Source organism: Stenotrophomonas sp. YJH_SMC_64 (assembly GCF_059371375.1).
Genome location: NZ_JCAFUN010000009.1, coordinates 1 through 11,897, shown reverse-complemented (window position 1 = coordinate 11,897; position 11,897 = coordinate 1). Strand labels below are relative to the sequence as shown.

Below are 11,897 nucleotides of genomic sequence, written 5' to 3'. Positions count from 1 at the left end.
GTTGAACGCCACGCCGGACCCGCGCTGGGCACCGCACGCCACCGTCGCCACGGTGGTGGTCGACGGCGGCCGCGTGCTGCTGGTTGAAGAGACCATCGATGGCCGGCAGGTGCTGAACCAGCCGGCCGGCCACCTCGAGCCGGGCGAAAGCCTGGCCGAGGCGGCCCTGCGCGAGACCCGCGAGGAAACTGGCTGGACGGTGCAGCTGACCCATTTCATCGGCTGCTACCAGTGGACTGCCGGCGACGGCACCGCCTTCCTGCGCTTCTGCTACGCGGCGCGCCCGGTCTCGCACGACCCGGCGCAGCCACTGGACACCGGCATCGACCGCGCGCTGTGGCTGACCCCGGCCGAACTGCAGGCCGCCGGCGAGCGCCAGCGCAGCCCGCTGGTCTGGCAGGTGGTGGCTGATTACCTGGGTGGCCAGCGCCATCCGCTTTCGCTGGTCCGGGAGGTCGCATGAGCACTCCGCGCGTGATGGTGGGCGTCTCCGGAGGTGTCGACTCTTCGGTCGCCGCCTGGCGCCTGGTACAGCAGGGCGAAGCCGTGGCCGGCCTGTTCATGCAGAACTGGGCCGACGATGGCAGCGGCGACTGCCGCGCCGAGGACGACCGCCGCGATGCGGTGGCCGTCTGCGGCCTGCTCGGCATCCCGTTCCACTTCCGCGATTTTTCAAGCGAGTACTGGCAGGGCGTGTTCGAGCACTTCCTGGCCGAGTACGCCGCCGGTCGCACTCCGAATCCGGACGTGCTGTGCAACCGCGAAGTGAAGTTCAAGCACTTCCTGGATGCCGCCCGCGAGCTGGGCGCCGAACGCATCGCCACCGGCCACTATGCACGGGTGACCCAGCGCGGCCACCAGTGGCTGCTGCTGCGCGGCGCCGACCGTTCCAAGGACCAGAGCTACTTCCTGCACCAGCTGGGCCAGGACCAGCTGGCGGCCACCCTGTTCCCGATCGGCGACCTGGAAAAGACCGACCTGCGCCGGATCGCGCGTGACGTCAGCCTGCCGACCCACGCCAAGAAAGACTCCACCGGCATCTGCTTCATCGGCGAGCGTGACTTCCGCGAGTTCCTTGGCCGCTACCTGCCGGCCAGGCCCGGCCAGATCCTCGACCCGGCCGACGGCAGCGTGATCGCCGAACATCCGGGCGTGTTCTATTTCACCCTGGGCCAACGCGAGGGCCTGAACATCGGCGGCGTGCGTGGACGCCCGGCCGCGCCGTGGTACGTGGTCGGCAAGGATGTGGCCAGCAACGTGCTGTACGTGGACCAGGACCGCGACAGCAAGTGGATGCTGTCCGAGCGCCTGCGTTCGGAAACCGCGCACTGGATCGCCGGTTCGCCGCCGGCACGGCGCTTCGAATGCACCGCCCAGACCCGCTACCGCCAGCCCGATGAGCCGTGTACGGTCCAGGTGCTGGACGATGGCAGCGTGCTGGTCACCTTCGCGCGCCCGCAGCGCGCCGTTACCCCCGGTCAATCGCTGGTGCTGTATGACGGTGACGTGTGCCTGGGTGGCGCGGTGATCGCCGCCACCGATGCGCCGCTGGAACAGCGCCTGCGCACCACCCCTTCCCCTTTTGAGGTAATCGCTGCATGAGTTTCACTGTCGACGACCGCGTCCTGGCCCTGGCCGGCATTGCCCAGGCCCTGCAGCAGGTACGCCGTATCGCCGATACCGGCCATTCCGACGCCGCCGCCGTGCGCACCGCCGTGGACAGCGTGTTCCGTGTCGATGCGTCCTCGCCGCAGGAGGTGTTCGGTGACCGCCATGCACTGAAGTCCGGCCTGCGCCTGCTGCACAACTACTTCCGCAGCCAGGGCCAGGACCCGATCCTGCCCAAGCTGGCCCTGTCGGTGCTGCAGCTGGAGCGCCGCTTCGTTCAGGATGGCGCCACCGTGAACAAGGTCGCCTCGGGCATCGAGCGGGCCCAGCGCCAGGCCAACGAACTGGGCGACAGCGGCCACCCGGACGTGCTGGCCAACCTGGGAGGCCTTTACGCCGACACCATCAGCCACCTCAAGCCGCGGGTCATGGTGCAGGGCAACCCGCACTATCTGGGCCAGGCTGGCGTGGTGGCCGAGATCCGCGCCCTGCTGCTGGCCGCGGTGCGCGCGGCGGTGCTGTGGCGGCAGCTGGGTGGCAGCTACTGGGACTTCCTGTTCGGGCGAAAGGCGATGATCGAGGCCGTGGACCGGCAGCTGGCCTGAGGGTGTGGGGTCGGATCCCTTTCCAGCACGGAAAGGGCTCTGACCCCGAAGCCGCCAAGGCGCCGGAAAACCGGCGCATTCAGAATGCACTTCGAGGCATATCGACGTTAAAGAGAAAGGGGGTACGGCCGATACATCCTCCGTGCACCTCCCGAGAACGTCCATGTACTCACGCATTTTCATCCGTCTGGCCGCCCCCCTGGCTCTGACCCTGCTGCTCCCCTTCGCCATCGGTTTCGAATGGCCGGCCGCCCTGCGCTGGGCGATCCTGACCACGATGACGCTGAGCTGGCTCGGCTTTGCGTGGTGGACCACCCGCGCCCAGGCACACCGTTCCCCGGAACACGCCCGTGTCCTGCGTGAGCAGGACCAGCTGCTGACCGAACTGCGCAATTTCGTCGGCAACGAGATCGAGGGTTCGCGCGGCGAAGTGGAACGCGCCCGTGACCTGATCCGCCAGGCCGTCTCCAGCCTCGGTGGCAGCTTCGATGCGATGAACCGCAAGTCTCGCCAGCAGAGCCAGGCCCTGTCGCGCATCGTCGACCGCGCCGGTGACGAAGGCAATGCCGGCCTCGACGTTGCCCGTTTCGCCCAGCACGCCAGCCACCGCATGGAACAGCTGGTCGAAGCGCTGGAACAGGTGAGCGGCCAGAGCAGCACCACCGTGCAGCACATCGACCAGATGGCGCAGCACCTTGATGGCATCTTCGCGCTGCTGGAGGACGTCAAGTCGATCGCCGACCAGACCAACCTGCTGGCCCTGAACGCTGCCATTGAAGCGGCACGTGCCGGTGAAGCCGGTCGTGGCTTCGCGGTGGTCGCCGACGAAGTGCGCAACCTGTCCGAGCGCTCGACCACCTTCAACGAGCAGATCCGCAAGCTGGCACACAGCTCCAAGGACGCCATCGCCAAGGTGCGCGAGACGGTCTCGCACATGGCCTCGCGTGACATGGACCGCTCCCGCGAAGCGCGCCAGGAAGCGGCGGCGATGCTCGACAACGTCGCGCAGATCAACGCCTCGCTGGGTGACGGCATGCGCGAAGTGTCCGAGTGCGCCCGTTCGATCGATGGCAGCGTAGCCGAAGCCGTGCGCGCCCTGCAGTTCGAAGACATCGCCACCCAAGCGCTGGGCGGCGTGCACACCCACCTGGACCGCCTGACCGCGATCAACCGCGAAGCGGTGGCCCTGCAGGAACTGCTGCACCGCAATGGCGGCGTATTCGACGAAGAGATCGCCACCGCCCTGCAGCGCACCGGCAGCCGCCTGCGCGAACTGCGCAGCGAATGGGAGCGCCCGCCGCACAAGCCGGTTGCCCAGCAGAGCATGGGCGCCGGCACCGTCGAGCTGTTCTGATCCTGATGTCCGCTGCCCTCGCCGGCAGCCCGCAAGGCCCCGGTTCGACCGGGGCCTTTGCCTGTAACCCGCCGTTGGATGCATCCTGTACCCGCACCATGACACTGATCCGCGCCCTGCCCTCTCTCACCGATACCGAGCGCCCGCGCAACGCGAGCGTGCGTGAGCAGCTGCAGCAGCTGGAGGATGTGGCACGCGAGGAGATCCGCGAACTGCAGCAGCTGGCGGACGCGCGCCCCGCCCCGTCGCGGGCGGACGAGGCACTGCTGGGACTGGCCTGGGACCTGGGGTTGGACGGGGAAGCGCTGAAGTAGATCCACGCCATGGGTGGACAGCTTTCATCCGCCGGTGTGACGCCTGGCCCTCGCCGCAACATCCACGCATGGCGTGGATCTACCGGGGTGGCGAAATCGTTGTGGCATGATCCACCGATCCCGTTCATGGAAGACCGATGGCCATCACCCTGATCGCACTCCTGCTGATCGAGACCGTCCTTCTGATGGCCTGGGTGGCCGGTTATTTCAGTTGGGGCATCACCCTGTTCAACGAACGCATCGCGGCGTCACCGGCCATGCAGGCCCGGCTCTCGCTGGGCAGCCTGGAACGTGACCTGCCGCAGGACAGATGGCTGCAATTGGCCTTCCATGCGCTGCCCGATGGCAGCATGGCGTTCCGCGAGAGCTTCGCGCCAAGCTTCGGCCTGCGCTACTTCCCGGTGATGCGCGGTCGCATCGTACTCAACGCGCGACGGCACGAAGTGCGGGTGATCGGCCTGTGCAGCTGGTTCGTGGCGATCCTGTCGCTGCTGCTGTTGCCGCTGGTGGCGATGCGCCCGGTGGTGGCGCCGATGCTGCTGGTGCTTCCGCTGTTCCTGGCCAGCTATCTGGTCCAGAAGCGGCGCTATGCGGCCATTGTAGAAGCGCTGCGCGTGCAGCTGAGGGCGGATTTTCCGAGGTAGATCCACGCCATGCGTGGATGATCGAGAGGCACAGGCATCCGTGCCGACCAACGGTCGGCCCCCACCAAAGCGGGTTGCGGTAGATCCACGCCATGCGTGGATAGGCACAGCAGCCAGGGTCAGTTCCAACCAGTGCAGCTGATCACCGCACCAGCATCACTTCCCCACTGGCATCGGTGCGCAGCGAAACCGGCTGTGGCTGGCGCAGCCACTGCGCCAGGTCGCGCGGGCTTAGCGGTCGCGAGTACAGGTAGCCCTGGATCTCGTCGCAGCCCTGGCGGCGCAGCATGTCTTCTTCCTGGTGCGTTTCCACGCCCTCGGCCACCACCTTCATGCCCAACGCGTGGCCCAGGTGCACGATGGCCTGGGTCACTTCGGCCGTACCCGAATAGTGCAGCATGCCCTGCACGAAACTGCGGTCGATCTTCAGGCGCCCCACCGGGAAGCGGTTGAGGTAGTTGAGATTGGAGAAGCCGGTACCGAAGTCATCCACCGCCAGCGGCACGCCGTGCCGTTCCAGCACGTCGAAGCAATGGCGCAGGATGTCGGTGTCACGGATCAACGCCGACTCGGTCAGTTCCAGCTCCAGCCGCTGCGGTGGCCAGCCATGGGCGTGGCAGATTTCGATCACACGCTCGGCAAAGCCGCGGTCTCGCAGCTGTACCGCAGAAACATTCACCGCAATGCGGTCGAAACGCAGACCGGCACGGTCCCAGGCGGTTGCCTGGCGGCAGGCCTCATTCAGCACCCAGTCGCCGATCCGCACGATCTCGCCGCATTTTTCGGCAATGGGGATGAACTCGGCCGGGCTGCAGTAGCCGATCCCGGGGCGGTGCCAGCGCAACAGTGCCTCGATCGCCGGCGGCTCGCCGTGGTGGGCGTGCAGCAGCGGCTGGTAGGCCAGGCTGAACTCTTCGCGCTCGATGGCGCCGTGCAGGGCATGCTCCAGCTCCAGCTTGCGCTGGATGCGGGCCAATGCGTCCTGGCTGTAGTACTGGTAGGTGTTGCGCCCCGCTTCCTTGGCCGCGTACATCGCGGCATCGGCGGCACGCAGCAATGAATCGAAATCGGTCTGTGCATCGCCCAGCATCGCGATGCCGACGCTGGCGCCGACCTTCAACGTGGTCTCGCCACGACGCAGCGGCTCGGCCAGCGAAGCGATCAGCTTGCGCGCGACGTGGCCGGCGTCTTCCGGCTCGGCCAGGTCGCGCAGTACCACGATGAATTCATCACCACTGAAGCGGCCGAACAGGTCGTTGTTGCGCAGGTTCTGGTGCAGGCGCGTCGCAGCGGCCTTCAGCAGCGCATCACCGGTGGCGTGGCCGAAGCTGTCGTTGATGGTCTTGAAGCCATCCAGGTCGATGAACAGCATCGCCAGCGATGTGCCACGGTCACGTGCTTCTTCGATGGCCTCTGCCGTCTGCTCGCCGAGCAGCACGCGATTGGGCAGGCCGGTCAGCAGATCGTAGTGGGCCAGCAGTTCGATGCGCTCGTTGGCTTCGCGCTCGCGGGTGATGTCACGGAACAGCACCACGAAGCGCGGCGGCAGGCCGTCACGGCGGTCCAGCTCGATCAGCACCTGCACCCAGACGCGCAGGCCGGACTGGCGGTAGAAGCACAGGTCCAGCTGCTCGGGCAGCCCGCCGTTGGCGATGCGCGCCAACGCCGCTTCGAAGGCGTTGCGTGAGTCCTCGGTGTACAACGCCAGCGCCTGGTCGAGGGTGATCGGTTCCTTGCGCAGGCCGTGAATGCGATAGCACTCCTCGGTCCACTGCATGTGCCGGGTCTTCACCTCGATCTCGCAGCCGCCGATGCGGCCCAGCGCGGAGACGCGGTTGAGCAGCTCGGTGCGCCAGCGGATCAACGCGTCGGTCTGGTGCTGCTCGGTGATGTTCTGCACCTGTCCGAGCAGTCGCTTGGGCTGTCCGTCCATGTCCAGCAACGGCTGCATCCACAGCCGCAGGTGCTGCGACGGCTCATTGCCCCGGGTCAGTTCCAGTTCGAGATTGGCGGCACGGCCATCGCGCCACAACCGCCGCCACGCCGCACGCAATGCGCCACGTGAACGTGGGTGCAGCTGCTTCAGCCAGCGCCGCTGGCCGGGTACGGCGCCCTGCTCCAGCGCAAGCATCGAACGCAGCTCCGGCGACCACCAGAAATGACCACTGTTGGGGTCGAACGACCAGCTGCCCATGCTGGCGATGCGCTGGGCCTCGCTCAGGTGCAGCTGCTGTTCCTGCAGCAGCCCTTCCAGCTGCTTCTGCTGTTCGATATCGGTATGGGTACCGACCATGCGCAGCGGCTGGCCATCGGCGGTGCGCGCGACCACGCGGCCCCGGTCCAGTACCCAGCGCCACTGGCCATCGGCCTGGCGGAAACGGAACTGCGCGCTGTACTGCTCGCTCAAGCCACGCAGATGCTCTTCCAGTGCGGCCCGCACCTGGGCGATGTCCTCGCCGTGCACGCGGGCCAGCATCTCGGTGGCGGTTTCATCGCCCACTGCCGGGGTGCGCACCACACGGTCACTGGGAATGTCCCAGTCCCACAGGCTGTGGCCGGCACTGTCCAGCGCCAGCTCCCAGCGCCCACCGCCGCCGAGCGGCACCGGTTCGGGAATGCTCAGCGTGAAGGCCAGCAGGTTGCCGGCGCCATCGTGCACAGCGCGCAGGTGGCCATCGTAGTGCCCGTGCGGGCCACCCGGCAGCGTGCAGGCCACGATGCCGCCATCGGCAGCCATCAGGCGCAGATCTTCCAGCATCGGCGCATACGCAGCCACGGTGGCCGGCAGGCCATGCTCGCGCGCAGCCGGATTGGCCGCCAGCGGGCGACCCGTGCGGTCGACGATGACCAGCGCCGACGCAAGCGGGTGCTGCAGCAGGCTGGCGATGATCCCTTGGTCCACGCGATCTTGCTCCGGATGACACGCCCGTCAGCGGGGCACGCAGTGGTTAACGGCGCCTGCGGCGGATAATTGAGTGGTCAGGGCGCACCTGCGCGGTAAGATGGCCGGCGCCCCTTTCATCCAGCCCCTCCATGCCTGCAGAACCGACCGGCAACGCCCCAGTTCCCGACCCGCGGATGGCGCAGGCGCTGAGCCGCGACCGGCGGCGGGTGGTGCTGAGCTACCTGGTGATGGCATTGGCCTGGATGATCGCCTCCGACAGTGCCGTGCAGGCACTGGTGCCGGATCCGCAGCAGGCGGCGATGTGGCAGAGCGTGAAGGGCTCGTTCTTCGCACTGGCCAGTGCCGGCCTGCTGTATCTGCTGTTGCGGCCGCTGGCCGAGCATGTGCTGCACACCCATGCGCGCCAGCAGGCCTCGGAGCTGCGCCTGCGGCAGATGTTCGAGGGCAACCCCGGCCCGATCCTGGTCTACGACCTGGACACGCTGGCGATCCTCGATGCGAATCCGGCTGCCTGTACCGCCTTCGGCTGGGAGCGTGACGAACTGCTGGAGCAGACCATCGACGCGTTGTGGCCGCCAGGCCAGGACCAGGCGCTGCAGACCAAGCTGGAGGCGATCCGCGAGGCGCCGGAGGAACTGTGCATCCTGCGTGCCCAGCTGCAGCTGCGTGACGGCTCGCTGCGGCAGATGGAACTGCGCTCCAACGCCATCAGCTATGACGGCCACAACGCCCGCTTGTTGATTGCCATCGACCGCACTGCCGAAGACCTGGCCCAGCTGCGCCGTGACCAGGCGCTTGCGCGGGTGGAAGAAGCCCACGAACTGGCGCGCATCGGCGCCTGGGAACTGGACCCGTCCACCGGCATGGGCCGCTATTCCAACCAGGTCTACCGACTGCTTGGCCGCCGGCCGCCGGAAGCCCGCCGCTGGCACCGCTTCGACGAGCTGCTGGTTCCCGCCGACCCTGCCACCGCCACCCAGACCGAACAGCTGCTGGCCGACCTCTGCTCGGGTGATCCGGTGCAGGTGGACGTACTGCTGCCCCTGCTGTCGATGGACGGACGCGCCCTGATGGTGCACCTGCGTGCCGCCAGTGGTGTCGATGAGTCCGGCCGCAGCCGCGTGCTGGGCACCCTGCAGGACGTGACCGAGCGGGAGCAATCGCGGCGCCTGCTACGCGAGCGCGAGGAGCAGTTCCGCGAACTGGTGCGGGTGCTGCCCGATGGCGTGGTGATCCTCTCCGACGAGCACGTGCTGTACACCAACGCCTGGGCGGCCAGCCTGTTCGGCTATGGCAGCCATACCCTGCTGGGTGAGCCGCTGTCGGCGCTGGTCGCTGCCGGTGATCTGGCCCGCGTCCGCGGCCAGCTGCGTGCAGGGCAGCCACACCTGGGCCCCGGCCACAGCAGCGTGGTGGCCATGCAGCGCGCCGACGGCCGCAGCTTCCATGCCGGCCTGGCGGTGGGCGAGGTTCGCTATGGTGGCCGCGACTGCAAGCTGCTGATCGTGCGCGACCTCAGTGATTCCGAACGGACGCGCAGTGCACTGGAAACCAGCAACCGCGAACTGCAGGCGATGGCCGGCCGCCTGTTCTCCCTGCAGGAAGACGAGCGCCGCGCGATCTCGCGCGATCTGCACGACGACATCGGCCAGGCGATCACGGCGATCAAATTGTCCGCCCATGCCGCGCAGGACGAGCACGATCCGCAACGCCGCGCCGAGGACCTGGCACAGATCGTCAGCCTGGCCGACACCACGGTAGCCAAGCTGCGCGACATCTCCACCCTGCTGCGCCCTCCGCAGCTGGACGCGCTGGGCCTGGAAGCGGCCCTCAGCTGGCAGGCACGGGTGCTGTTCCGTTCTTCGCAGGTGGAGCTGCTGGCCGAGATCGAGCCCCTGCCGCATCGCCCCGACAACAGCATCGAACAGGCCTGCTTCCGCATCGCACAGGAGAGCCTGACCAACGTGCTGCGGCACGCGCGCGCGAGCCAGGTACACCTGCAGCTGCGCGACATCGGCAAGCGCAGCCTGCACCTGCAGATCCGCGACGACGGCGAAGGTTTCGACCCGGACGGCCCGCGCGGCCTGGGTCTGATCGTGATGCGCGAGCGCGCGCAGAGTGTCGGCGGCCATGTGCGCATCGAGTCCGCACATGGCGAAGGCACCCTGATCGACGTTCACCTCCCCTACCAGGCGGCCAGCATGGCCGCCGTTGAGTCACCGGAATACTGAGCCTATGTGGAATCCCAACCAGCCGCCGGTCAGCATCGATGATGCACCCGATCGCCTCGGTGCCGGCAACCCCGAGCTGCAGGCGATGGTCGCCGAAGCGGCCTCCGGCGGCACCGCGCTGATGCTGATGCACGTGGACATCGACCACTTCGCTTCCGTCAACGAGAACATGAGCGCCGAGGTGGGTGACCAGGCGCTGGTGCTGGTGGCGCAGCGGCTGCAGTCCTACCTGCGGGGTCGCGGCAAACTGTGGCGGCATGGCAGCGACGAGTTCCTGATCGCAGTCCCGCGCAACGCCGACGTGCCGCTGCCGGAGGACTTCGCCGAGGAGATCCGGCAACAGATGGAGTTGCCCCTGTCGGTGCTGCCGTACACGCTGTTCATGACTGGCAAGCTGGGGGTGAGCCTGTGCCCGGAACACGCCAGTAACGCCTCGCGACTGCTCGACCACGCCGAGGATGCGCTGTACCAGGCGGCCCGCGAAGGTGGAAACGCGGTGCGCATCCATGCAGTGGATACCCCGCCGAGCGCGCACAGCGAGAGCATCATCGCGCGCCAGATCGTCGACGCGATCCCCAACGGCGAGCTGAAACTTCGCTACCAGCCGCTGGTCAGTGCCCGCGACGGCCATGTGGTGGGCATGGAGGCGCTGCTGCGCTGGCAGTCCCCCACGCTGGGCATGCTGGTGCCGGAGCGCTTCATGCGCACCGCCGAGCGGCTGGGCATCATCGTGCAGATCGGCACCTGGGTGCTGGAAGGCGCGCTCAAGCAGGCCCGCCTGTGGCGCGACCAGGGCTTCGACGACTTCACCATTGCCGTGAATGTCTCCACCCTGCAGCTGCTGCGGCCGAACTTCTTCGCTGAAGTGATGGGCCTGATCCAGGCCGCGGGCGTGCCGGCACAGATGCTGACGCTGGAGATCAACGAAAGCGCGCTGACCAACAATGTCAATTTCGTGCACGAGACACTGGCCAACCTGCGCAACGAAGGCATCAGCCTGAGCCTGGACAACTTCGGCACCGGCGATTCCAGCCTCAGTGCGCTGGTGCGTTACCCGGTGGACAAGCTGAAGATCGACCGCAGTTTCATCAAGAGTGCACCAGCCGGCAACCGCGAGGCAGCCATCGCACGCGCGATCATCGCCATGGGCCACCAGCTGGGCATGACGGTCATTGCCAACGGCGTGGAATCGCAGGCGCAGCTGGGCTTCCTGCGCCGCAACGACTGCGACGTGTTCCAGGGCTACCTGTTCGGCGAACCGATGTCGGCCGATGCCGCCGGCATGACCCTGCGCCGCCGCTACCTGCGCCCGGAAGCCTTCGCCGAGACCCGCCCGGACCGCACACTGCTGCTGCTGGACGACGAGGAGAACGTGCTGCGATCGCTGGTGCGCCTGTTCCGCCGCGATGGCTACCGCATTCTGGCCGCCGGCAACGTGCGCGATGCGTTCGATCTGCTGGCGATCAACGACGTGCAGGTGATCCTGTCCGACCAGCGCATGAGCGACATGAGCGGCACCGAGTTCCTGGGCCGGGTGAAGATGCTGTACCCGGATACGATCCGCCTGGTGCTGTCCGGTTACACCGATCTGAACACGGTGACCGACGCGATCAACCGCGGCGCGATCTATCGCTTCCTGACCAAACCGTGGAACGACGATGAGCTGCGCAAGCACATCCACCAGGCATTCCGCACCTATGAGGAGCAGCGTCGCAGCAACGCCGGTCCGGCGCCTGCCGAGAGCGGGGATGGCGGCGAGGATCGCCCGCTGCGGTAACGATCCCGTCTGGTAGAGCCGACCGCTGGCCGGCTGCTCTCGATGCCTGGCTCAAAGGGGTTGCCGGCCAGCGGCCGGCACTACCCGAAGCGCAAACCCAGGTCGGGGACAAGCCCTGGTAGAGCCGGCCGCTGGCCGGCTGCTCTCGATGCCTGGTTCAAAGAGGTTGCCGGCCAGCGGCCGGCACTACCCGAAGCGCGAATCCAGGCCGGGGACAAGCCCTGGTAGAGACGGCCGCTGGCCGGCTGCTCTCGATGCCTGGTTCAAAGAGGTTGCCGGCCAACGGCCGGCACTACCCGAAGCGCAAACCCAGGTCGGGGACAAGCCCTGGTAGAGCCGGCCGCTGACCGGCTGCTCTCGATGCCCGGTTCAATGGGGTTGCCGGCCAGCGGCCGGCACTACCCGAAGCGCGAATCCAGGTCGGGGACAAGCCTTGGTAGAGCCGGCCGCTGGCCGGCT

Annotated in this window: 9 protein-coding genes; 8 read left to right on the top strand and 1 reads right to left on the bottom strand. The window is 67.6% G+C overall.

What is annotated here, in order from left to right:
* Position 1: 1 nt before the first annotated feature.
* From AC5P9L_RS10895 to AC5P9L_RS10870, 6 genes are all read left to right on the top strand, one after another.
* Positions 2 to 463: an NUDIX hydrolase gene (locus AC5P9L_RS10895; protein ID WP_005409590.1), complete on the top strand. Its 462-nt coding sequence runs from the start codon at positions 2 to 4 to the stop codon at positions 461 to 463.
* Positions 460 to 1,602 carry a tRNA 2-thiouridine(34) synthase MnmA gene (mnmA, locus tag AC5P9L_RS10890; RefSeq protein ID WP_060380213.1) on the top strand — a complete coding sequence of 381 codons (1,143 nt, stop codon included), beginning with the start codon at positions 460 to 462 and terminating at the stop codon, positions 1,600 to 1,602. The genes AC5P9L_RS10895 and mnmA overlap by 4 nt, the downstream gene beginning before the upstream one ends.
* Complete coding sequence (gene hflD / locus AC5P9L_RS10885; protein WP_012480133.1) at positions 1,599 to 2,213, top strand: high frequency lysogenization protein HflD; 615 nt, start codon at positions 1,599 to 1,601, stop codon at positions 2,211 to 2,213. Before mnmA ends, hflD begins: the two co-directional genes overlap by 4 nt.
* Before the next feature lie 163 nt (positions 2,214 to 2,376).
* The gene (locus AC5P9L_RS10880) at positions 2,377 to 3,567 is read left to right on the top strand and encodes a methyl-accepting chemotaxis protein (protein WP_005409587.1); all 1,191 of its coding nucleotides are present in this window, start codon (positions 2,377 to 2,379) and stop codon (positions 3,565 to 3,567) included.
* Positions 3,568 to 3,665: 98 nt separating this feature from the next.
* Positions 3,666 to 3,881 (top strand): hypothetical protein, encoded by a 216-nt coding sequence (locus AC5P9L_RS10875; RefSeq protein WP_032966708.1) that lies wholly within the window; start codon positions 3,666 to 3,668, stop codon positions 3,879 to 3,881.
* 137 nt (positions 3,882 to 4,018) lie between these two features.
* On the top strand, positions 4,019 to 4,525 hold the full coding sequence (locus AC5P9L_RS10870) for a hypothetical protein (protein ID WP_005413277.1): 507 nt from the start codon (positions 4,019 to 4,021) through the stop codon (positions 4,523 to 4,525).
* Between the two features lie 142 nt (positions 4,526 to 4,667).
* On the opposite strand, the gene AC5P9L_RS10865 is transcribed toward AC5P9L_RS10870, so the two are convergent.
* Positions 4,668 to 7,427, bottom strand: coding sequence for a bifunctional diguanylate cyclase/phosphodiesterase (locus AC5P9L_RS10865; RefSeq protein WP_495230615.1), 2,760 nt, complete (start codon positions 7,425 to 7,427; stop codon positions 4,668 to 4,670).
* 131 nt (positions 7,428 to 7,558) lie between these two features.
* Between AC5P9L_RS10865 and AC5P9L_RS10860 the strand changes: the two genes are divergently transcribed.
* A complete protein-coding gene (locus AC5P9L_RS10860) occupies positions 7,559 to 9,661 on the top strand; it encodes a sensor histidine kinase (protein WP_114618421.1) in 2,103 nt (700 codons plus the stop codon).
* 4 nt (positions 9,662 to 9,665) lie between these two features.
* On the top strand, positions 9,666 to 11,438 hold the full coding sequence (locus tag AC5P9L_RS10855; protein WP_005409582.1) for an EAL domain-containing protein: 1,773 nt from the start codon (positions 9,666 to 9,668) through the stop codon (positions 11,436 to 11,438).
* The last annotated feature ends 459 nt before the right edge of the window (positions 11,439 to 11,897 follow it).